General features: G+C 35.5%; 24 protein-coding genes. 23 read left to right on the top strand and 1 reads right to left on the bottom strand.

What is annotated here, in order from left to right; genetic code table 11:
• Positions 1 to 61 precede the first annotated feature (61 nt).
• From CA265_19355 to CA265_19245, 23 genes are all read left to right on the top strand, one after another.
• Positions 62 to 577, top strand: coding sequence for a hypothetical protein (locus CA265_19355; protein ID ARS41688.1), 516 nt, complete (start codon positions 62 to 64; stop codon positions 575 to 577).
• A gap of 103 nt (positions 578 to 680) precedes the next feature.
• The gene (locus CA265_19350; GenBank protein ID ARS43064.1) at positions 681 to 1,454 is read left to right on the top strand and encodes an ATP-dependent exodnase (exonuclease V) alpha subunit - helicase superfamily I member; all 774 of its coding nucleotides are present in this window, start codon (positions 681 to 683) and stop codon (positions 1,452 to 1,454) included.
• 2 nt (positions 1,455 to 1,456) lie between these two features.
• Positions 1,457 to 2,020: a hypothetical protein gene (locus tag CA265_19345; protein ID ARS43063.1), complete on the top strand. Its 564-nt coding sequence runs from the start codon at positions 1,457 to 1,459 to the stop codon at positions 2,018 to 2,020.
• 262 nt (positions 2,021 to 2,282) lie between these two features.
• Positions 2,283 to 3,335 (top strand): dTDP-glucose 4,6-dehydratase, encoded by a 1,053-nt coding sequence (locus CA265_19340; protein ID ARS41687.1) that lies wholly within the window; start codon positions 2,283 to 2,285, stop codon positions 3,333 to 3,335.
• Complete coding sequence (locus CA265_19335) at positions 3,335 to 3,883, top strand: dTDP-4-dehydrorhamnose 3,5-epimerase (protein ID ARS41686.1); 549 nt, start codon at positions 3,335 to 3,337, stop codon at positions 3,881 to 3,883. The genes CA265_19340 and CA265_19335 overlap by 1 nt, the downstream gene beginning before the upstream one ends.
• Complete coding sequence (locus CA265_19330; protein ARS41685.1) at positions 3,880 to 4,740, top strand: dTDP-4-dehydrorhamnose reductase; 861 nt, start codon at positions 3,880 to 3,882, stop codon at positions 4,738 to 4,740. The genes CA265_19335 and CA265_19330 overlap by 4 nt, the downstream gene beginning before the upstream one ends.
• Before the next feature lie 70 nt (positions 4,741 to 4,810).
• On the top strand, positions 4,811 to 5,671 hold the full coding sequence (locus CA265_19325; GenBank protein ID ARS41684.1) for a glucose-1-phosphate thymidylyltransferase: 861 nt from the start codon (positions 4,811 to 4,813) through the stop codon (positions 5,669 to 5,671).
• An 871-nt stretch (positions 5,672 to 6,542) separates the two neighbouring features.
• Complete coding sequence (locus CA265_19320; protein ARS41683.1) at positions 6,543 to 7,286, top strand: histidinol phosphatase; 744 nt, start codon at positions 6,543 to 6,545, stop codon at positions 7,284 to 7,286.
• Between the two features lie 169 nt (positions 7,287 to 7,455).
• Positions 7,456 to 8,262, top strand: a complete 807-nt coding sequence (locus tag CA265_19315; GenBank protein ID ARS41682.1) for a hypothetical protein — start codon at positions 7,456 to 7,458, stop codon at positions 8,260 to 8,262.
• Between the two features lie 12 nt (positions 8,263 to 8,274).
• Entirely contained in the window at positions 8,275 to 10,617 is a 2,343-nt protein-coding gene (locus CA265_19310; GenBank protein ARS41681.1) for a capsular biosynthesis protein, read from the top strand.
• A gap of 95 nt (positions 10,618 to 10,712) precedes the next feature.
• Positions 10,713 to 11,987: a Vi polysaccharide biosynthesis protein VipA/TviB gene (locus CA265_19305; GenBank protein ID ARS41680.1), complete on the top strand. Its 1,275-nt coding sequence runs from the start codon at positions 10,713 to 10,715 to the stop codon at positions 11,985 to 11,987.
• Positions 11,988 to 11,995: 8 nt separating this feature from the next.
• The gene (locus CA265_19300) at positions 11,996 to 13,195 is read left to right on the top strand and encodes a hydroxyglutarate oxidase (protein ID ARS41679.1); all 1,200 of its coding nucleotides are present in this window, start codon (positions 11,996 to 11,998) and stop codon (positions 13,193 to 13,195) included.
• 22 nt (positions 13,196 to 13,217) lie between these two features.
• Positions 13,218 to 14,330 carry a transcriptional regulator gene (locus CA265_19295; GenBank protein ARS43062.1) on the top strand — a complete coding sequence of 371 codons (1,113 nt, stop codon included), beginning with the start codon at positions 13,218 to 13,220 and terminating at the stop codon, positions 14,328 to 14,330.
• Positions 14,331 to 14,909: an N-acetyltransferase gene (locus tag CA265_19290; protein ARS41678.1), complete on the top strand. Its 579-nt coding sequence runs from the start codon at positions 14,331 to 14,333 to the stop codon at positions 14,907 to 14,909.
• 1 nt (position 14,910) lies between these two features.
• Positions 14,911 to 15,954: an oxidoreductase gene (locus tag CA265_19285; GenBank protein ARS41677.1), complete on the top strand. Its 1,044-nt coding sequence runs from the start codon at positions 14,911 to 14,913 to the stop codon at positions 15,952 to 15,954.
• A gap of 10 nt (positions 15,955 to 15,964) precedes the next feature.
• On the top strand, positions 15,965 to 17,254 hold the full coding sequence (locus tag CA265_19280) for a hypothetical protein (GenBank protein ID ARS41676.1): 1,290 nt from the start codon (positions 15,965 to 15,967) through the stop codon (positions 17,252 to 17,254).
• Positions 17,251 to 17,877, top strand: a complete 627-nt coding sequence (locus CA265_19275) for a hypothetical protein (protein ARS41675.1) — start codon at positions 17,251 to 17,253, stop codon at positions 17,875 to 17,877. Before CA265_19280 ends, CA265_19275 begins: the two co-directional genes overlap by 4 nt.
• Before the next feature lie 41 nt (positions 17,878 to 17,918).
• Positions 17,919 to 18,983: a UDP-N-acetylglucosamine 2-epimerase (non-hydrolyzing) gene (locus tag CA265_19270; GenBank protein ARS41674.1), complete on the top strand. Its 1,065-nt coding sequence runs from the start codon at positions 17,919 to 17,921 to the stop codon at positions 18,981 to 18,983.
• 24 nt (positions 18,984 to 19,007) lie between these two features.
• Complete coding sequence (locus CA265_19265) at positions 19,008 to 19,631, top strand: imidazole glycerol phosphate synthase subunit HisH (protein ID ARS41673.1); 624 nt, start codon at positions 19,008 to 19,010, stop codon at positions 19,629 to 19,631.
• Positions 19,632 to 20,399 carry an imidazole glycerol phosphate synthase subunit HisF gene (locus CA265_19260; GenBank protein ARS41672.1) on the top strand — a complete coding sequence of 256 codons (768 nt, stop codon included), beginning with the start codon at positions 19,632 to 19,634 and terminating at the stop codon, positions 20,397 to 20,399.
• Positions 20,400 to 20,402: 3 nt separating this feature from the next.
• Positions 20,403 to 21,527 (top strand): ExsB family protein, encoded by a 1,125-nt coding sequence (locus tag CA265_19255; protein ARS41671.1) that lies wholly within the window; start codon positions 20,403 to 20,405, stop codon positions 21,525 to 21,527.
• 5 nt (positions 21,528 to 21,532) lie between these two features.
• A complete protein-coding gene (locus CA265_19250; GenBank protein ID ARS41670.1) occupies positions 21,533 to 22,747 on the top strand; it encodes a hypothetical protein in 1,215 nt (404 codons plus the stop codon).
• A 20-nt stretch (positions 22,748 to 22,767) separates the two neighbouring features.
• Positions 22,768 to 23,358, top strand: coding sequence for a hypothetical protein (locus CA265_19245; protein ID ARS41669.1), 591 nt, complete (start codon positions 22,768 to 22,770; stop codon positions 23,356 to 23,358).
• Between the two features lie 134 nt (positions 23,359 to 23,492).
• On the opposite strand, the gene CA265_19240 is transcribed toward CA265_19245, so the two are convergent.
• Entirely contained in the window at positions 23,493 to 23,750 is a 258-nt protein-coding gene (locus CA265_19240) for a hypothetical protein (GenBank protein ARS41668.1), read from the bottom strand.
• Positions 23,751 to 23,753: the final 3 nt, after the last annotated feature.

Raw genomic sequence — 23,753 nt, 5'->3', positions numbered from 1 at the left:
AAAATACGTAATTTTGTAACCGTTCCGATGATTAGTCGGAACGGTTTTTTTATTTAAGGCCATGGAAATTCAGGAAAACATCATTAATAAAGTAGCTAACAGCGGTTTAATAACCTTAAATCTGGAGGATTTTTATCATAAAGGCGAAAGAGTGGTTTATGATATTGTAGATAATCTATTTCATGGTTTAATGTTAAGGGAAAAGGATTTTAGAGAGTTTATTAAAAATCACGATTGGGCGCAATATCAGGATAAGAATGTAGCCATTATCTGTTCGGCTGACGCAATTGTTCCTACCTGGGCTTACATGCTGCTGGCGAATAAATTAAAACCATATGCCAATGAAGTGGTATTTGGCGACTTAAATACTTTAGAAGCGGTTTTATTTACCAAGGCATTGGCTAAAATTAATCCCCAGGATTATGCTAACGAACGTGTAGTGGTAAAAGGATGTGGCGATATCGAAGTTCCGGTTTCAGCCTATGTAGAGGTAACCAACCTGCTTACCCCAGTAGTAAAAAGCATTATGTTTGGCGAGCCCTGCTCTACCGTTCCTGTATATAAAAGAAAAGATTAAATTTTGGTTTGCTTTTTGTATATCTTCATAGAGGAAAGAATTTAACTGTATTTTTTAGGAAATGGTTTTTTCCCAACAACACACACAAATGAGTACAAAAGCAATGAAAAAATTATTGATAACCCTCACGGCAGGCTTATGCAGTCTGATCACAATGGCTCAGGAACTTCCCCTGAAGAAAGAAGCAGTGTTTCAGGAAGGCGAAGTTTTACAATATAAATTAAGGTACGGATTTATTACCGCGGCAGAGGCCACCATTAAGGTAACAAACTCTGATTTAAAGTTTGATAACAGGTCTACCTATAAACTTACAGTCGACGCGCAGACTTCAGGAACTTTTGATGTTTTTTACAAGATAAGAGATCATTACGATTCGTATATCGATAAAACCAGTCTCTTGCCATACTTCTACCAGGAAAATATACGAGAGGCTAGCTACAGGCGCCAGGATAAGGCACGTTTTACACAAAATGCTAAAAAAGTAGTTTCGAACAGGGGAACCTTTACGACACCGACTGATCAGACTTTTGATTTGGTTTCGGCTTATTACTTTGCCCGAAGCCTGGATATTGGTAAAATCAAAGTTGGTGATAAGTTTAAGTTGAACTATTTTTTAGGCGATGAAATTTCTGCCTTAGAGGTTGAATATGTGGGTAAAGAAACCATTAAGAGTAAATTAGGGAATATCCGTTGCTTAAAATTTAGTCCGTCGATAAAACCTGGCAGGATATTTAAAAAAGATAGCCGCTTATACCTTTGGGTAACTGACGATGGAAACCGCGTACCCGTAAAGGCTCAGGTAGAGATATTGGTGGGGGCGGTAACCATGGAATTAAAATCGGCCACTGGGCTGAAATATGCTTTAGCAAAAGAATAATGATGATAGAAGTTGAACAGGTGCTAGTGCACGAAGACGTGTTGAAAGAAAACTTTGTTTGTAATTTAAGCAAATGCAAAGGGATCTGCTGTGTGGAAGGTGATTCGGGTGCACCGCTGGATAATGATGAAAAGGCTATCTTAGAAGAGATTTATCCAAAGATAAAACACCTGTTAAATGAAAAAGGCATTAAGGCCATAGAAGAGCAGGGCGTATATGTAGTGGATGAAGATGGCGATTTAACTACACCTTGCGTAGATAAAAATAAAGAATGTGCTTATGTACTGTTCGAAGGTGGCATTACCAAATGTGCTATCGAGAAAGCCTATGAACAAGGTATTGTAGATTGGCAGAAACCGATTTCATGCCACCTCTACCCTATCCGGATAACCAAATATCCGGAATTTGATGTGTTAAATTACGACCGTTGGCACATCTGCCACGATGCCTGTACCTTTGGCCGCGAATTGAAAGTTCCTGTATACAGTTTTTTGAAAGGACCGCTGATCCGTAAATACGGCGAAGAGTGGTATAAGGAGCTTGAAAGTTCAGTAGCGGCAATGTAGTTTTATTTCTTTCTTAAATCTTGGTGGTTATTTCATTCAATTATTGGCCTAATCCGATTTGAAGCAATTCTGTTTTAATTCATAGTACAATATATAGCCGTCTTTAAATTAAATGGTATGCTAATAGGCTTATACAGATCCTATTCAGTATTTAAAAGTGCAAATGAGTTTACAAAATTTGTTCATTTTTGTTTTTAGTTTAAAAAACAGTGATTTTTTAGTTTATGTAAACTATTTTAGCATTTTATAAATCTCTTATACCGTGAAAAAAATCTTAATTACTGGAGGGGCTGGTTTTATAGGCTCTCATGTAGTCCGTCGCTTTGTAAATAACTATCCTCAATATGAGATCGTAAACTTAGATAAACTTACCTATGCAGGTAACCTGGCTAACTTAAGCGATATTGAAAATAAACCAAATTATAGATTTGTAAAAGAAGATATCACAGATGCTAATGCGATGTTTGATCTGTTTAAATCAGAAGACTTCGATGCAGTGATTCACCTTGCGGCAGAAAGCCATGTAGATCGCTCTATTTCTGACCCTACAGCTTTTGTCATTACTAATGTTATTGGTACTGTAAATTTATTAAATGCAGCCCGCGAATATTGGAAAGGTGACTATAATAAAAAACGTTTTTACCACGTAAGTACCGATGAGGTTTATGGCGCTTTAGGAGAAACAGGTATGTTTACCGAGACCACCGCTTACGATCCGCATAGCCCCTATTCTGCTTCGAAAGCGAGTTCAGATCACTTTGTAAGGGCCTACCATGATACTTATGGTATGGATTGTGTAATTTCTAATTGCTCTAATAATTATGGCTCTCATCATTTTCCAGAGAAACTGATTCCATTAGCGATTAATAATATTAAAAATAACAAACCGGTACCTGTATACGGTAAAGGAGAGAATGTACGTGATTGGTTATGGGTAGAAGACCATGCCAGGGCAATTGATGTGATTTTCCACAATTCGAAAACCGGTGACACTTATAATATTGGTGGGCATAACGAATGGAAAAATATCGATCTGATTAATCTGCTTTGTACAATTATGGATCAAAAATTGGGTCGGGAAGCTGGTGAATCAGCTAAACTGATTACTTATGTAACCGATCGGGCCGGGCATGATCTGCGCTATGCCATTGATTCTAGTAAACTCCAAAAACAATTGGATTGGGTACCGAGTTTACAGTTTGAAGAGGGTTTGGCCAAAACAGTAGACTGGTATCTTCAAAACGAAGACTGGTTAAATAATGTAACTTCAGGTAATTATCAATCTTATTACGAACAGCAGTACAGTCATAAATAATGGAAATTGAACAAACAGGATTAAAAGATTGTCTGATTATTAAGCCGAGGATATTTGAAGATCCAAGAGGCTATTTTTTTGAAAGTTTTAATCAAAATACCTTTGAAGAAAAAACGGGTTTGTCGGGCAGGTTTGTCCAAGACAACGAATCTTATTCTTCATACGGTGTAATTAGGGGCTTGCATGCCCAAGCCGGAGAATTTGCACAGGCTAAGCTAGTTCGTGTAACCAAAGGAGAAGTACTCGATGTTGCGGTAGATGTACGCCCGAGCTCGCCAACTTATGGTAAACATTTTGCCATACGTTTAAGCGCAGCGAATAAATTACAGTTATATATCCCAAGAGGATTTATTCACGGCTTTTCAGTATTAAGCGAAACGGCAGAATTTTTATATAAATGCGATAATTTTTTTAATAAAGCTTCAGAAACAGGGGTAATTTATAACGACGTTGATCTGAATATCGATTGGCTAATCCCTGAACAGGATCAGGCCGTGTCTGATAAAGATTTACTTCTAAAACCATTCTCAGCTTTACAGTATATATGAACAAAATATTAGTAATTGGTGCTGGCGGGCAATTAGGTCAATGTTTAAAAACGGTAGCCGAACGCAGGGGGATAGCTGAAGTTATTTTTCCTGCCGAACAATATGCCAACATTCTGGATGAGGGTGGCTTAAATAAACTATTAGCAAGGGAACAACCTGCCTTTGTAATCAATTGTGCGGCCTATACCGCTGTTGATAAGGCTGAAGATGAAGCTGATCTGGCCAAGGCCATTAATGAGACTGGTGCCGCTTATCTGGCTTCGGCCTGTTTAGCAAAAGGAGCGACTTTAATTCATGTTTCAACCGATTTCGTTTTTGAAGGGAATGAAGTGAAATTGCTTAAGGAAGATGATGAGGCTAGGCCCATCAATGTTTATGGCCTAACGAAACTGGATGGTGAAAATGCAGTAGCGTTTAGATTACCAGCTCACTTTATTATCCGTACGAGCTGGTTGTATTCAGAATATGCCAATAACTTTGTAAAAACCATGTTGAAATTGGGAACTGAACGTGATGAACTGAATATCATAGCCGATCAGGTAGGTACACCAACTTACGCAATCGATCTGGCTAATGCTATTTATGATATTATTGAATCCGGTCAAACTAGCTATGGCCTTTACCATTATAGCAATGAAGGAGTAACGTCCTGGTTCGACTTTGCGAAAGCCATATTTGATATCAGTAAAACAGAAATTAAGGTAAATCCGATACCTGGATCTGCTTACCCGACAAATGCAACTCGTCCCGCATTTTCAGTAATGGATAAATCTAAAATAAAAAGTACATTTAATATTGAAATTCCTTACTGGAGAGATAGCTTGGTGGAGTGTATAAAACAAATTAAAATACAATAAATAGGCATCATTATTCATTTAGGTCTGTAATGACCAATGAAGCAATGGCTAATGAACTAATGACTAAAATATGAAAGGTATAATCTTAGCTGGTGGCAGCGGAACCCGTTTGCATCCCTTAACACTCGCTTGTAGTAAACAGATGATGCCGGTTTACGATAAGCCAATGATTTATTACCCGCTCTCTACCTTGATGTTGGCTGGAATAAAAGAAATTCTGATTATCTCTACTCCGCATGATCTTCCTAATTTCCAGAAGCTATTGGGTGATGGCACTTCATTGGGCTGTAAATTCAGTTATGCGGTGCAAGCAGAGCCCAATGGATTAGCACAGGCTTTTGTGATCGGAGAAGAGTTTATCGGTAAAGATAAAGTGGCGCTGGTGCTGGGCGATAATATTTTTCATAGTGACGGATTGGCTAAATTGTTACAAGCCAGTTCCGATCCTGATGGAGGGGTGGTATTTGCTTACCAGGTGGCAGATCCGGAACGTTACGGTGTGGTTGAATTTGATGGAAGCAACAAAGCTATTTCCATTGAAGAAAAACCTGTTCAACCAAAGTCAAGTTATGCGGTACCTGGATTATATTTTTACGATAATGAGGTAGTTGAAATTGCCAAGAATATTAAACCTTCTCCCCGTGGTGAATATGAGATTACTGATGTTAATCGTGTTTATTTGGAACGTGGTAAATTAAAAGTGGGTGTATTGAGCCGAGGCACTGCATGGTTAGATACCGGAACATTTACCTCGTTAATGCAAGCTGGACAATTTGTACAGATTATCGAAGAAAGACAAGGTTTAAAGATTGGGTGTATCGAAGAGATTGCTTACCGCATGGGGTTTATCGATGCAGAACAGCTTAGGGCTATTGCTACTCCACTAGTTAAAAGTGGTTATGGCAGTTATCTGCTTAAGCAAATTAAGTAAGTCTATTTATGTCATATTTTCATTGGTTTTTAATAGATACAACTACATTTGTTGGAGATTTCTAGTTTTTCGCCAAAAGAGCGGAGTTGTGCGTGGGTGTTTCGTTTGTCGTTTTTGCCCTAATCAAAGAATCTTTATATTGCGAAAATCAAAGATAAGATAGGATTGATACAGGCTTCACTTTAACGTTAGGTTTTCTCTATACTATGTAGCCCTTTGATAACTTCTCTTTTTCTGTACCTTGAATCGCCTATCACTTACTTAAAGGCAAAAGTTACGGTGATATCTGATTCTCATTTAATGAAAAAGGATGGAATATCTAAAAACGGGGCAACTATAAAACTTTAAATAGTATTGAGCTTATGCTTCAATCCATTTATCAGCACCTTTTAACGAAAGATAAAATACTGGAAAAACAATAGGCTACACTGTTATTACCGAAAGGTAATCTATGTTAATACTTATGAACAAATTATCCTTGGAGAAGTAAAATTTATTTTGAATTTGGAGTATATTTCAATTGCTGGCATTGATCCTAATAATTATGATTTTGTTAAGGAAAAGCTATTAATGCATCGAATTATCTACTGTTTAGATTATTTAGTTTAAGCAGATTAATTTTTTATTAAAAATTTCAAAAAGATCTACTTATTGTCTTATTTCGTCTACTTTTACAATCCTAATTACTACCTTTATTTTTAATCCGGATGCCTAGATGCATATTGCGTAATAAATTTGTTTTTTATCAGTTAAGTATGTACGAATATTGTTGTCTCTGTTAAGGTATATAAATATGCTGACCTTTACCATGAGGGCATTTAGGAGTTAAATGATGTTTTTAGTACTATAGCCCAATCACCCGTTAAGTTATATGTTAAGTTTTTTTAGTAAAAAGAATAAAGTTACCGATATCTCCTGGCTTGGGGTGGATATGCATTCGCATATTTTACCTGGTATTGACGACGGTTCTCCAGATGTGGCAACTTCTGTTCGATTTGTGAAATCACTGACTGAACTGGGTTTTGAGCAATTGATCGCTACGCCACATATCTTAAAAGAACTTTATCCCAATACACCAGAAAGTATAGCCAAGGCCAAGCAGAATTTACAAACAGCACTTAATCAAGCCAATATAATAACCAAATTGGGTGCTGGGGCAGAATATATGGTCGATCAGGATTTTACCTTAGATGGACATTTGTGTACGTTAGATCAAAAACATTTATTGATCGAAATGTCATACTTATCAGAAAGTCCTCGCATTAGTCAAACGATCTTTGATATTGAAATTAAAGGATATCGGCCAGTATTGGCCCATCCAGAACGTTATACTTTTTATTTTAAAGATAAAAGCCGATTAAAACGATTTAAAGAAAAAGGGTGTTTACTGCAGCTTAATTTACTTTCGGTATTAGGCTACTATGGTAAAGATGTTAAACATCTGGCAGAATTGCTTTTGAAGGAAAAAATGTATGATTTTGCAGGTACTGACTTACATCATGATAAACATTTAAATACATTAACAGAAGCAGTCCAGTCTGGAAGACTTTACGATTTGATTGGTTTTTATGATTTTAAAAATCAAGAAATTTTTGGATCGGTTTTAGCCTCATGAATAATTACTTCTAATCAGGATTAAAATTCTGGCATTATTTTTATGATTAACGCTCACAATTAAACTATATCAAGATTATCTGAAATTATGCCTTTTAGATATTACAATTAAATGATTAAGTTTGCAAACTGTTCATAATCTACAATATTATTAGGACAGATTTATACCTATGAATAAAAGAAATAATGTGAATAAGGGATCGAAGTTGGCAGTTCTGTTTTTTGCGATTACCCTTTCCTTTTCCTGTGTTAGCAATAAAAAAATTGCTTATTTTCAGGACATTCAGTCTGTTAAACAAGCTAGCTTAGATAGTGCAATCGCTTTCACAGAGCCAATAATACAACCTGACGATATCTTAAGTATTAATATTTTCACACTTAATCCTCAGAGCGGAGCAATTATTAATCAAGCCGCAGCAACACCTACCTTAGGAGGCAATACCAATAACAGTGTATCGACACAAAATACAGGCTTTTTAGTCGACAAAAATGGCGAAATCGAATTATCCCTTATCGGGAAATTAAAGGTTGTCGGTTTAACTACTTACCAAGCAAGAGAGCTCATTCGCGAAAAAGCATCTGATGTTTACAAACAACCAAATGTACAACTCCGCTTTGCTAACTTTAAAGTGAGTGTATTGGGTGAGGTAAACGCGCCTTCCGCATATACCTTACCTAATGAAAAGGTTACGATTTTGGATGCTTTAAGTTTAGCTGGCGACTTAACCATTTACGGGAGAAGAGAAAATGTATTAATTGTTCGCGATAACAATGGTAAAAAAGAGTTTGCTCGTTTGGATCTTAATTCCAGTAGTGTTTTTAGCAGTCCGTTCTATTATTTAAAACAGAATGACGTTATCTATGTAGAACCCAATAAAAGAAAAGTTGCAGCAACAAATTCAGCCCAGATTCAAACCATTGGTTTAATCGCTTCGGTAATTTCTGTAATTGTTCTAGCCATTTCTAGTTTTAAATAATAGCAATCTTTAATGAATAACCCTCCAGAAATGAATACAGTGCAAAGCCGGGATGAGCTTGAGCTTAATTTAAAAGATATTTTTAGTAAACTTTTAGACAAATGGGTTTGGTGTCTAGTTAGTATTTTCGTTTGCCTGCTATTTGCTTTTATATATGGGAAATATACAGCACCAAGCTATCAGATCAAAGCTAAACTAATTGTAAATGACGATCAGAAGGGCGGTGGAATTGCAAAGCAGAATACGGCACTGATGGACCTAGGTGGATTAATGGGCTCTAAAAACTCTGTTGACAATGAAATCGAGATCTTAAAAACAAGATTTCTGATGGAACAGGTAGTCCGGGAAATGCAATTAAACATTGTATACTCAAAAAAAACAGATTTTGTTAGCCGGGAATTATACGAGGCACCATTTAAAATTAATATAATTAAAGGGGTAGATACGATTAGCACCACTAAATTAGATGTAGTTAAGGTATCAGCAAATAAATTTTTAATAAGCGCCCAGGATTTTAAAAAGGAGATTGGATGGAATGAACCTTTTAAAGTTAATGGAATAGGAATATTACAAATTGAGCCTAACCAAAACTATAAAATAGACAATAGTGAATATTATGTTACCATTAGTTCTATAGATTCCAGAGTAGCTTCCTTAATGGGATTACTGGCTGTTGCTGCAAGTAATAAGCAGGTAAGTATCATCGATTTAAGACTTTCATATCCGCTACCTAATAAAGGGGAAGATATTTTAAATACTTTGATAAAAAAATATACACAGTCCAATTTGAACGATAAAAATGCTGTAGCTGACAGCACTTACCGTTTCATTAAAGAAAGATTAAATGTGATTGCTTCTGAACTGGGTGATGTTGAAAATGAAGTAGAATCCTTTAAACAACGGAATCGGTTGTCTGATATGAGTGAGCAGGGTAAGTTATTGGTTCAAAACTCTGGGGGCTTTGCTGCAGAATTAGCCAAGGCCGAAACTCAGGTTACTGTGATCAATGAACTTGAAAAATATTTGAAAAATAACGTAGACAATAAAAAAGTATTTCCTTCGGCACTAATCCCTCAGGATATGGTTTTTTCCAATATTATGGAGCATTATAATTCTTTGCTCATTGAACGGGAAAAACAGTTGCTAGGTTTAACAGAGCAAAGTCCATTTATTCAAAATATAGACAAGCAGATTGCAGAGCTGCGTGGCAATATGCTTTCCAATATCCAAAGTACTAAAAAAACTGCTTTATTTACAAGAGATAAACTTCGAAAGCAATTAAACACTGCAGAGGATCAAATTTCTGGTGTTCCACAAATTGAAAAGAATTATTTAAAACTAGCCAGAAATCAGCAAATTAAACAGGAATTGTATATATTTTTGATGCAAAAAGCTGAAGAAACTAATATTTCTAAAACTTCTAATATCTCAATTGCGAAGACCATCGATCCCCCGAAATCTGATGTTAACCCAATAAGCCCAAAGAAAAGTCTTTTTTACCTGATCGGACTACTCGCGGGGTTAGTTATTCCCATAGCATTTATTTTCGGCCAAGAGTTGTTAAACACCAGTATTAAAACAAAGGAGGAGATTGCGGCCCTTACTAATGTTCCTGTAATTGGTGAAATCAGTCATAATTTGAGTGAAGATAATTTAATTGTTGCGAATCAGAGCCGTTCTGCCATTTCAGAGCAGTTCAGGGCGTTAAGAACCAATCTTTCATTTTACTTAAAGACAGAAAATGAAAAAGTTATTCTTTTAACTTCAAGCATGAGCGGGGAAGGTAAGTCATTCACCGCAATTAATTTGGGTAATATTTTAGCATTAGCTGGTAAAAAAGTGCTGTTAATGGAATTGGATCTACGTAAACCAGGTCTCTCCGCTAAACTGGCTGTTCGCAATGATATGGGCTTTAGTAATTTTACTATAAATTCTGAAATCAAGATGACCGATATAGTTAAGCCTTTATCGATTAATAAAAATTTATATATTGTTTCATCGGGGCCGCTACCACCTAATCCGGCTGAGACTTTAATGAATGAGCATGTACCAAAGCTTATTGAGGAATTAAAGAAGGAATTTGATTATATCATTATGGATGCTCCGCCAGTAGGTATAATAGCTGACGCGCAATTACTTTCAAGGTATGCTGATGTAACGCTATACCTTGTTAGACAAAAAATTACGCAAAAGGATCAGTTGAAAATCGTTGAAGACCTATATCAGACAAAGAAAATGAAGAACCTTGGAATAGTGGTAAATGATATTGTCAGTAAATATTATGGCTATGGTTATGGCTATGGTAATTATGGACAAAGTGCGGACTTAAAATGGTATCAAAAGATATTTAAGTAGAAAATTGATTTTGTTGTTGTAAGACTAGAAGATCAAATAAATGTTTTAGTGTACTTAAATGCACATATGCTTTAGATTTTAATAAAAATTTATAAATGAGTAAACATAAGATTGCTATTATTGGTTTAGGTTACGTAGGCTTACCTCTTGCTATAGAGTTTGCTAAAAAATATGAAGTTATTGGGTTTGATATCAACCAGGAACGAGTTGAAGAACTGAATAATGGCGAAGACCGCACACAAGAGGCCGATTTAGAAACGCTTAGAAGTGTACGCGTTAAGAATGGTATAGGATTGTCATTTGCCTCAGCTGTTAGTGCCATAGAAAGCAGTAACATATATATAGTAACAGTTCCCACCCCTATTGATCAATTTAAAGCTCCAGATTTAACGCCTCTGCTAAAAGCATCAGAAATGCTTGGCAAAATATTAAAGAGGGGTGATATCGTGATTTATGAATCAACTGTATATCCTGGTTGTACAGAAGAGGAATGTGTGCCAGTACTGGAAAAATTTAGCCAGCTAAAATTTAACGAGGACTTTTATTGCGGCTATTCTCCAGAAAGAATCAATCCAGGAGATAAAGTAAACACATTAACTAAAATAAAAAAGGTAACTTCTGGTTCTACACCTCAAATTGCTGAAGTTGTTGACAACTTATACAGTAGCATTATAACTGCCGGCACACATAAAGCTCCAAGTTTAAAGGTTGCTGAAGCCAGTAAAGCTATTGAAAATGCACAGAGAGATGTAAATATTTCTTTTGTTAATGAACTGGCTTTAATTTTTGATCGAATAGGTATAGATACCACAGATGTAATTGAGGCCGCTGGAACAAAGTGGAACTTCCTCAAATATAAACCTGGTTTAGTAGGCGGGCATTGTATTGGTGTAGATCCTTATTATCTGGCGCATAAAGCAGAGTCTTTAGGTTACCATCCACAGGTAATATTATCTGGCAGAAGAGTTAATGATAACATGGGCATGTTCGTCGCAAACAAGGTTATTAAATTAATGATAGGTAAGGGACATCTTATTAAAGGATCCAAAGCTTTAATACTAGGTTTTACATTCAAAGAAAATTGCCCTGACACGAGGAATACGCGGGTAATTGATATTTATCAAGAATTATTACAATTTGGATTGGATGTGGATATTTATGATCCATGGGCTGATCCGCAAGATGTGCAACATGAATATAACGTGCCAATTATTGATCGTTTAAATGGAACTGATTATAAAGCCATCATTGTGGCAGTATCGCACAATGAGTTTTTATCTATCGATTTTCAGACTTATAAAGATAAGGGGGCAGTAATTTTTGATACTAAATCATTTATTGATAGGAATATTGTTGATGGTAGATTATAATTATTTTCATGTCAATTAAAAAATATGATATCATCGTTGTTGGTGCAGGGCTTGTTGGTTTATCTACTGCCTATCAATTAAAAATTGCTCAACCTGAGTTAAATGTTTTAATTTTAGATAAGGAAGATGGTGTTGCAAAGCATCAATCTGGCCATAATAGTGGTGTTATACATAGTGGTATTTATTATAAACCAGGAAGTCTGAAAGCTCAGAATTGTATTTCGGGTTATCAATCTATAATTGAGTTTGCTCAACAACATGAGATTCCTTATGATATTTGTGGGAAAATTATTGTCGCTACAGATCAAAAAGAGCTACCTGGTTTAAACAACATTTATCAGAGGGGGATTGAAAATGGCTTAAAAGGTTTGAAAAGACTTTCAGCTGCTGAGAGTAGAGAGATTGAACCACACTGTGCTGCATTAGAGTCAATTTTCGTTCCACAAACAGGTATCATTGACTATCCGAAAATGGCAGAAAAGATTTTAGAACTTTTTATGGCACTTGGTGGGGAAATATCTTTTAACCAGGAAGTTAATAAGATTCAACAAGATAGTAAGTGCATAATTGTTAAGACTAATCTTGAAGTATACAGTACTGTTAAACTAGTAAGTTGTGGTGGACTATTTTCTGATCGCATAGCCTCTTTAACGGAGGATGACAATAATCTTAGAATTATACCTTTTCGGGGCGAATACTACAAATTGAAAACTGAGCGCGAAAGCTTAGTTAAACATTTAATCTATCCAGTTCCCGATCCGGAATTTCCATTTTTAGGTGTTCATTTTACCAGAATGATTGGCGGTGGAATTGAAGCTGGACCAAATGCTGTTCTGGCTTTTAAAAGAGAAGGATATAAATTCAGTGATTTCAGTTTGAAAGATATGGGTGATACATTAGCCTGGCCCGGGTTCTGGAAAATTGTTGCGAAATATGGGCAAACTGGGATGGGCGAAATTTATAGGTCTTTATCAAAGGCAGCATTTACCCGTTCCTTACAAAAGCTAATACCAGAGATCAATCAGAGTGACTTGGTTGAAGGTGGAGCAGGTGTTAGAGCGCAGGCTTGTGATAAAAAAGGAAATTTAATAGATGATTTTAATATTCTTCAAAATGCAAATATCATTCATGTTAGGAATGCACCTTCTCCCGCCGCAACTTCATCATTGTCGATTGGGAAATTAATCAGTGATAAAATTCTAAATTAAAGTTATGAAAGATGCCATCCAAATGGTAGACCTTAAAGGTCAATATTTAAAAATCAAATCAGAAATTGATCAGGCATTGCTGGAGGCAGTAGAAGGAGCAGCATATATAAACGGGCCACAGGTAAAGCAATTCAGCAATAGCCTAAAAGAATATAACAATGTTAACAGTGCGGTAACATGTGCAAATGGGACTGATGCACTTCAAATAGCTATGATGGCCTTGGGCTTTAAACCCGGTGATGAAATTATCGTTCCTGCCTTTACCTATATTGCAACTGTCGAGGTGATTGCCTTATTAGGGCTTATCCCTAAATTTATTGATGTTACAGAAGATACTTTCGAGTTAGACCATACGAAACTTGAAGAACTGATATCAGATAAAACTGTAGGGATTATTCCTGTTCACCTATTTGGTCAATGCTCCAATATGGAAGCGATTTTAGCTATCGCCAGGAAGTATAGTATTGCTGTTATCGAGGATACAGCTCAGGCCATGGGATCTCAATACATTTTTAAGGATGGCTCAAAAGCCTTTGGAGGAACCATTGGTAATATTGGCACTACCTCTTTTTTTCCATCAAAAAATTTGGGCTGTTTTGGCGACGGTGGCGCTTTGCTGACCCAAAATGAAGCCTTGGGTGAAAAAATTCATATCATTGCCAATCATGGTCAGCGAAAAAAATACTATCATGAAGTTGTTGGTATTAATTCGAGATTAGACACTGTGCAGGCTGCTATACTTAATGTGAAGATTAAATATTTAGATGACTACAGCCTTGCCAGACAAGGGGTAGCCAAAAAATATGATGAAATGATTTCAGGTCTGAATGGCCTTGTTATTCCGGCCAGAGCAAGTTATTCTACGCATGTATTTAATCAATATACCTGTAAAGTTAAGGATGGAAGAAGGGATGAATTCAAGCAATATCTTCAGGATAATGGCATCCCCACAATGGTTTATTATCCTGTTCCGGTACATTTACAAGAAGCTTATTTGGTTTATGGCTATAATGAAGGAGATTTCCCAGTTGCGGAAAGATTATGCAGGGAAGTGATTTCTCTTCCTATCCATACCGAAATGAAAACTGAAGTTCAAGACTACATTATTGAAAATATAATTAACTTTTTTAAATAGATGGATAGTAAATTTTTCGCACATGAAACAGCTGTGATAGATGAGGGGGCAAATATTTCAGAAGGAGTTAAAATTTGGCATTTTTCGCATGTGATGTCAAACTGTATAATTGGTGAAAATTGTAATATAGGTCAAAATGTGGTGATTTCTCCAGGGGTTGAGTTAGGTAAAAACGTCAAGATTCAAAATAATGTTTCAATTTATGAGGGCGTTACTTGTGATGATGATGTTTTTTTAGGGCCATCAATGGTTTTTACAAATGTGATTAACCCCAGAAGTGCAGTAAATAGAAGAGGGCAATACTCAAAAACTCATGTTGGAAAAGGTGCCTCAATTGGTGCGAATGCAACTATTGTTTGTGGCCACGATATTGGCGCGTTTGCTTTTATAGGGGCTGGTGCTGTTGTTACCAAAACGATAGTTCCATATGCATTAGTTGTAGGTAATCCTGCTAAACAAATAGGTTGGGTAAGCGAGTACGGACATCGATTAAATTTCGATAATAGTGGCATCGCAATATGTGAAGAGAGTGGACAAGAATATAAGTTAGAAAATAATTTAGTAATCAGAGTTAAATAGAATGAAAACTGACAAAAAAATAAAATTTGCAGTAATAGGCTGTGGGCATATTGGGAAACGTCATGCAAGTATGATTCAAGGCAATGAAAATTGTGAACTAGTTGCATTATGTGATACCAAATCATCACAAGAGCTTGGCATTGAAGCATATAAAGAAGCTAAATTTTTCTCTTCGATTGATGAATTAATAAAATCTAATTTAGAGATTGATGTAATCTCTATTGCTACGCCAAACGGATTTCACGAAGAACAGGCAATTAAAGCATTAGATCGTAATTGCCACATCGTAGTTGAAAAACCAATGGCTTTAACTAAAGCTGGTTGTGAACGCGTTATATTTAAGGCATTACATAAACATAAGCAAGTTTTTTGCGTAATGCAAAATCGCTACTCGCCTCCATCAGAATGGTTAAAAGGCATTTTAGAAGCGGGCATACTGGGCAAAATATTTATGGTTCAGATCAACTGTTATTGGAATAGAGATGATCGATATTATAAACCAGATCCTAAAACGGGCAAACCAGGCTCATGGCATGGAACGAAAGAATTAGATGGAGGTACCTTGTTTACACAATTTTCTCATTTTATTGACTTAATGTATTGGTACTTTGGCGATATACATAATATTCAAGGAAAACTCAATGATTTTAGTCACCATACAAGTACAGATTTTGAGGACTCGGGCTTTGTTAGTTTCGACTTTGTAGATGGTGGAATGGGTTCTTTAAACTATTCAACAGCAGTGTGGAATAAGAATTTGGAAAGCTCAATCACTGTTATCGCTGAAAACGGTTCGCTTAAAGTAGGCGGGCAATATATGAATGAAGTAGAGTATTGCCATATTAAGGATTATGAAATGCCTGTATTAAAAGAAAGTAATCCACCAAATGATTACGGCCCTTATAAAGGTTCGGCGGCAAATCACCACTATATTTATGAAAATATTGTAGATGTGATTAATGGAAATGGGAATATAACTACAAATGCCTTAGAAGGATTAAAGGTTGTAGATATTATCGAAAGAATATATAAGGCTGGAAACTAAGCTAAATCAAATGCGATTACGACTTGGAGAATATGACAAAAATATTCTTAAATTATTTTCTGGCACAGCAATGGCACAGGCCATATCTTTTCTGATTATTCCAGTCATCGCAAAACAATTTGGACCGGCAGAATATGGTATTTATGCTGGCTTTTTGGCATCCATTAGCATTTTGAGCATTTTATCAACAGGTAAGTACGAACTTGCAATAATGCTTCCGGATACAGAGAATGAAGTTATCGACCTGATGCATCTCTGTAATTGGATTAATCTTGCTGTTTGCGGTATCATAGCAATCTTTATGATCGCCTTGCCACTTGATTTTTTGAATTCAATATTTGGGATTAAAGATAAGCACAGATGGATATTTCTGATTATCCCAATCGCAACATATTTATTAAGCTCATTTCAGATATTAAACTATTGGCTTGTTAGGGAAAAGAAGTTTACAGTACTTTCTCTCAATAAGATTTTGAGGAGCGTGTTATTTGGGGCATTTGCCGTATCGATAGGTTTCTTCTTTCCAACAGCAATTTTCTTAGCCTCGGCGTTAACTTTGAGCCATTTGTTTTCAAATCTTTTTTTAAGATACAAGATAAAGACTATCGAGATGAAATCATCATTGTCGATAAGCACAGAACAGAGGGCGCAGTATCAGAATGTTGGAAAAAAATATGCTAAGTTCCCAATGTATATATTACCTGCTGAATTGATGAATGTACTTTGTGCACAAATGCCAGTTTTTGTTTTTCTATGGTTGTTTAATCCAAAAGATTCAGGATATTTTTCATTTATTCTTACACTCTTGAATATTCCAATCTCATTATTGGCAGGAGCTATTCTTGATGTGTTTAAAGAAAGAGCTGCTAAAGATTATAGAGAGACTGGTAGTTGCCAGGAGGCGTATCTGAGTACTTTGAAAAAGATGTTAGCGATTTCAGTATTTCCTTTTATTTTATTATACTTATTTGGAGATCATTTCATAGTTTTGCTATTTGGAAATCAATGGGCTCCAGCGGGGAAATTCCTAGACATCCTACTTTTCATGTTTTTCTTCAAATTCATATCAAGCCCGCTAAGCTTTATATTTTATATTGTACACAAACAGAAAGAAGACTTTATTTGGCATATTTATATCTTATTTAGCACTGCTTTAGTTTTATATACTGGAGCAGTTATTTATAAAGATATATTACTTACAGTGAAACTTTATGCGATCAATTTTTCGATAATATATATCATCTATTTAGTGCGGTCATTTCAACTTTCCAAAAAAAGAGCTTTGGTATCAGATATATGAAAAGGATAATAAAGAATATATATTGGGGTATAATCAAAACCCTCCCATTTACAAGGTGTATCTATGAAACAAGAAATACACAGACCCCTATTAATTTTAGGTATTTCTTTTTTCAAAAAATATTAGGATTCAACCGATCTGCCTATTGGCAGGTTCACTTTACAAGTATTGTTACTTATCCTAAAAATATTGAAGCAGGAATTGAAACATCACCTGGGATGATGCCTGGATGTTATATTCAGGGCATGGGAAAGATAATTATAGGAGACTATTCTCAAATTGCTGCGAATGTTGGGATTATTAGCAGTAATCATGATATTTATGATACAACTAAGCATTTGGAAGGTACTGTAAAGATTGGAAAATATTGTTGGGTGGGTATGAATTCAGTCATTTTACCTAATGTAGAACTGGGAGATTTTACCATTGTTGGTGCGGGATCAGTAGTGACAAAGTCTTTTGCTGATGGTTATTGTGTTATTGGTGGCAATCCAGCAAAAATCATTAAGTTTTTAGATAAAGAAAAGTGCATTGGTTACGAGAGTCTTTATAAATATAATGGATATATTCCTAATAATAAGTTTGAAAAGTTTAAACAACAGAAATTAAAAATTAATGATTAATAGAGGTTAATTTAACTTTTTGTTAGTTTAATTTGAAAAATATGAAAATTTGTACAATCATTGGCGCTAGGCCACAATTTATAAAAGCTGCGGTAATATCAAGGGTAATAAGAGACATAGAAGGTGTAGAAGAGATTATGATCCATACCGGGCAACATTTTGATGCTAATATGTCTGATGTGTTTTTTGAAGAACTAGATATTCGTAAGCCTGATTTTCAATTGAAAATTGGTGGTGGCAGCCATGGACAGAATACGGGTAGAATGTTAGAGGCAATTGAAGAAGTGCTTTTAGCCGAAAAACCAGATTGGGTATTGGTTTATGGAGATACTGATTCGACTTTAGCTGGTGCGCTGGCGGCCGTAAAAATACATATTCCTGTTGCCCATGTTGAGGCTGGCCTAAGGTCGTTTAACCGTAAGATGCCCGAAGAGATTAATAGAATTCTGACGGATCATGCGTCTGATCTTTTATTTGCTCCAACAATCACAGCTATTCATAATCTCAAAAATGAAGGGGTTACTGATAATAAAGTTTATCAGGTTGGAGATGTAATGTACGATGCAACCCTATTTTACAAGGAAAGAGCGAAACGACCTCAAGTTGATAATATTGAATCAGAGTTTGTACTATGTACCATTCATAGAGCAGATAATACAAACGATTTATCAAGACTTGGAAATATAATCGATGCTTTAAATATAATTGCTGCAAATCATCAAATTATACTTCCAATTCATCCGCGGACTGCAGGTGTGATTAAAAAAATAGATGGTATAAAATTACATCAAAACATTAAAATAATTGAACCTGTTGGATTTTTAGAGATGAACTGGTTGTTGCAAAATTGTTCGCTGGTAATGACGGATAGTGGCGGCGTACAAAAAGAAGCATTTTTCCATTTAAAGCCATGTTTAACGCTTCGCGATGAAACGGAGTGGGTTGAACTCATTGAAGCTGGCGTAAATATGTTAGCCTCTCCAGTAGATGCTGATATTGTAAGTGCTTTTAAAGCAATGCATGGAAAAACAATAGATTCTGGTTTAAGTCTTTACGGTGATGGTAGAACAGGTCAACGCATTCTTGAGGTAATTTCATCTAGATAGAAAAGAAATATTAGATTCAGTGCAATGGATAATAACAAGATATACATACCGAACTTATCGTTAGGGAATACTAAATCGGTGGTAAATATGATTAATCGTTTGGGTGGTGAAGTAATTATTGCTAATTCACCTGAGGATTTACTTCAGGCAAAAAAAGTAATATTGCCAGGTGTGGGGTCTTTTGATGTGGGCATGAAGGAGTTGAACGAACACGGTTGGGTTGAGGCTTTAAATATTGTAGCACTCGAAAAAAAAATACCGGTTTTGGGAATTTGCCTGGGTATGCAGTTCTTTTTTGATGAAAGTGAAGAAGGAGTACTGCCAGGACTCGGATGGATTCCTGGAAAGCTAATAAAGTTTGTATCACAACCCGAAAACCCAATCAAGGTTCCTCATATGGGTTGGAATGCTATAAAGGTGTATAAATCTAATGGGTTATTTCCTATTCAGGATGAAGAACTACGTTATTATTTTGTTCATTCGTATCATGCTGTCTGTGAAGATGCTAATCATGTTGTAGCAACAGCCTATCATGGTTCTGATGTTACTGCTTCGGTACAAAAAGACAATATTTATGGTTTTCAATTTCATCCGGAGAAGAGTCATCGATTTGGAATGGAATTATTGAAAAATTTTTTATCAATATAAATGCTTAAACATAGAGTTATACCTGCCCTGTTACTAAATCAACATGGTGGTCTTGTAAAAACAACCAAATTCGCTGCTCCGAAATACATTGGTGATCCATTGAATGCAATGCGTATTTTCAATACAAAAGAAGTAGATGAGTTGATGGTGCTCGATATTGATGCAAGCAAACTAAAACGCGAGCCAAATTACGGTCTTATAGAGCAATTTGCAGGTGAATGTTTTATGCCATTGTGTTATGGTGGTGGGATTAAAACAATTGACCAAGCCTATAAAATTTTCAAATTAGGAGTTGAAAAAATCTGCCTGCAGACAGCAGTTTTAGAAGACCTCGATTTGGTAAGGGATTTGGTCGCAAGATTTGGCAGCTCTGCTATTGTTGTTTCAGTAGATGTTAAAAAAGACTGGCTTCAAAGACCTAAGCTTTTTAAGTCAAGTGAAGGAAAAAATGCTAATGAAAATTGGATAAGTTATATAAAACAGGCAGTTGATGCAGGTGCAGGGGAAATTTTGTTAAATGCTGTAGATAAAGACGGTACCTTACAAGGATCTGATTTAACATTAATAAAACAGGCCAGTGGAGAAATATCTGCTCCCCTTATCGCATTAGGAGGAATTGGCAGTTTAAAGGATATTAAAGATGCTGTAGATGCCGGTGCTAGTGCAGTTGCTGCGGGTGCTTTTTTTGTTTTTCATGGTCCTCATCGTGCTGTTTTGATTACCTATCCGCAATACCAAGAATTATTAACCTTATTTAATACCAAGTAAATTATGACAAGACCATACGAAATATGTACGAAGTGTGTAATGGATACATCAGATCCGGATATTGTATTTGATGAACAAGGAGTATGTAATCATTGCCATACCCACGATTTGCAGATAAAGCGAAAAGTTTTTTCTGGTGAAGAAGGTGAAAAAAAACTTAAGGAAATTGTAGATAGAATAAAAGATAAAAATAAGAATAATGATTACGACTGCGTAATAGGTGTTAGTGGTGGTGTAGATAGTACTTACGTTGCCTATAAGGTAAAACAGCTTGGCTTAAGGCCTTTAGCTGTACACCTCGATAATGGCTGGGATTCGGAATTAGCAATTAAAAATGTAGAAAATATATGCCGTAAATTAGAAATTGATTTACATACTATTGTTTTAGATTGGAATGAATTTAGAGATCTGCAATTGGCTTTCTTAAAAGCCTCAACTCCCGATTCCGAAATTCCAAGTGATCACGCTATTGTGGTTTCGATGCTTAGAACAGCGAAAATGATAAATGTGGATAATATTTTAACAGGATATAATGTTAAAACAGAAACGCATCTACCTGCAGAATGGTCTCAGGGGCATTTCGACTGGGGATATATAAAAAATATCCATAAGAAATTTGGGAAAGTGAAGTTGAAAACATTCCCACACTTAAATCTGGCTAATTTTCTGTTTCCACCTTATAGTAAAAAATTTATTAACATTCTGGATTATATAGATTTTTCTAAGAAAGATGCGATGCCTATTTTAGAAAAAGAGATTGGATGGCGTTATTATGGAGGTAAGCACTACGAATCTATTTATACCCGTTGGTTTCAGGGATATTGGTTACCTACAAAATTTGGTTATGATAAAAGACGATCCCATCTTTCAAGTCTTATTTGTGCCGGAGAAATTTCAAGAGATTCAGCATTAGAAGAGCTTAAAAAATCTACCTATCCTGAAGACCTGCAAAAGGAAGATACTGCTTATGTTTTGAAAAAATTCGATCTTACTCAGGAGCAGTTAGACAGCATTTTAAATGCACCAAGAAAATCATATTGGGATTACGCTCCTTATGGTAGAGTATACAGAACTTTACTTTACAGAGTGCTCAGAAAGTTGTACAGGGCAGTAAAACATAGGGGATAGTTGATATGAAAAAAGTGATAATGCTTGCTACTTATTTCCCTCCTGCTGGTGGAATAAGTACTTTTCGTATAACTAAATTTGTAAAATACATTCCGAATTTTAATTGGAAACCTGTAGTGGTAACTGTAAAAGAAGAATGTTATAAAGAAAGCAATTTCTTAATTGATACGAGCTTATTAAAAGATGTTCCTAACGACTTAATAATATACAGAACAGGGATTTCTACTGAACCTATTTTTTTAAAAGGCTTGCGGAAAGGATTACCAACCAGATGGTTAAAACCATTGTTTACAACGATTGGATCGATCATAAAAAAAGAGAAGCCTGATTTGCTTTTTGCTACTGGTGATCCATTTTTTCCATTACTTGTAGCGCCTTTTGCTAAATCACGGTATGGTATAAAGTATGTGATAGATTTACGCGATCCCTGGAAATTGGCAGTAGTCGATAATCCACTGAAAGGTTTAAAGGGTAAGATATTTGGACCACTAAATAATTTTCTGGAGCCAATAGTGCTCAATAAGGCATCGCGTGTAATTGTCGTTTCAGAAAAAATGGCGCAACAATATCGCGAAGCCTATCCAAATAGGCCAGCTACAGACTTTATTGTTATTCCGAATGGTTATGATCCTGATGATTATGACCCGATCCCTGCAAAACCATTTAGCAAATTTACAATTACCTACGCTGGCAAATTTCTAAGTGGTAAATCTTTCCGCAACCCAACCTATTTTCTAAAGGCAATAAAAATACTAAAGCAAAAGGGTATTGATATTATATTCAATTACGTTGGCGAGATTAATCCTGAAATTAACAAAATTGTAGCCGATCTTGAACTTTCCGATCATTTTGTTTCGGTAGGATATCTTTCTTATTATGATACCGTTTCTTACATGAAGGGCTCTAATGCATTAATTCTTATTGGTAGTGGTCAGGAGACAGAGCAGACTGGGAAAATTTTCGATTACCTAGGCTGCAAAAGGCCAATTTTAGCTTTAGCTGCTAAAAAAGGAGGGATAGCGGATGTTGTTAATGGAATTGAAGAAATAATCCTAACCGAGAATGAGGATCCGGAAAAGATTGCTGATGTTATTTTAGAAATTTATAAAAGACATCAGGATAACGTCCCAATAGAAAGATTAAATATCTCAAAATATCTTAGAACTAGCCTAGCAGGCAGGTTGACCTCAGTATTTGAAGAGGTAATCAATGAAAAATAATTAGGATTTAATATTTGACTATGAATGTTATTTTTAAAATTCTTAAAAACACATATTTCGGAGTTATTTCGCTGATGGCGCTACCTTTTTCATTGCTTTTTATAATTTTTGGTAAATTGGCTATCTATGCGGGAGCCTATACAGAAGTATCTATAGTAGTGTCAAAGTTTCCGTTTTTATTTGGGCAAAAATTAAGATATTTCTATTATAAGGCCACTCTAGCCCATTTAGGTACCGATGTAGTTTTTAAGTATGGGAGTTTTTGTCAATATCCAACAGCTAGAATTGGAAACCGTGTATTGATCGGATTATATAATGCTATTGGTGAGGTGAATATGGGAGACGATGTTATAATTGGTGGCTTCGTAAATTTTATCAGTGGAACAAGTCAACATGCATTCGACGATCCCAATCAAACAATTAGTGCCCAAAAGGCAGCTGGCAGATCAACAATAACGATTGGTTCTGATGTTTGGATTGGGAGTAATGCTGTGATAACAGCTAATATCGGAACAAGATGTGTAATTGGAGCAGGTAGCGTAGTGGTGAAAGCCGTTGAAAATAAAAGCATATATGCTGGTAATCCGGCGAAATTAATAAGGAGTATTTAGTAATTGATTACATAAACCTTTTTTTGGTAACAGAATTTGTACGCTAAACTTACAATTTTTTGTATCAATACTAGTTTTCATTTCGCATGGAATTATTAAAACGAAAACCTTACTTTTGTGCCTCAATAAATTGTTTAAAACCTTAACCAATAATAAAAAATGTTTTTCAGATTTATTTTAGTTAATGTTTTTTCATTTATCAAGAGATTTTTTGCTTTCAATGCAGGCATATACAATACAATTGTTTTTATTCCATTATTAACAGTTTTAACACCTCGTATATCAAAAAACTCTATTTTATTTGTGCTGATTATTTCCATAATACTTTTTTTTACCGGAAATATTAATTCATACGGAAATTTTATAATGTATTTTTTGTTGCTTCTGGCCATTCC

It is taken from the genome of Sphingobacteriaceae bacterium GW460-11-11-14-LB5 (genome assembly GCA_002151545.1).
GTDB lineage: Bacteria > Bacteroidota > Bacteroidia > Sphingobacteriales > Sphingobacteriaceae > Pedobacter.
Note: the sequence above shows the minus strand (reverse complement) of the source record. Positions and strands in the feature narration are given on the sequence as shown.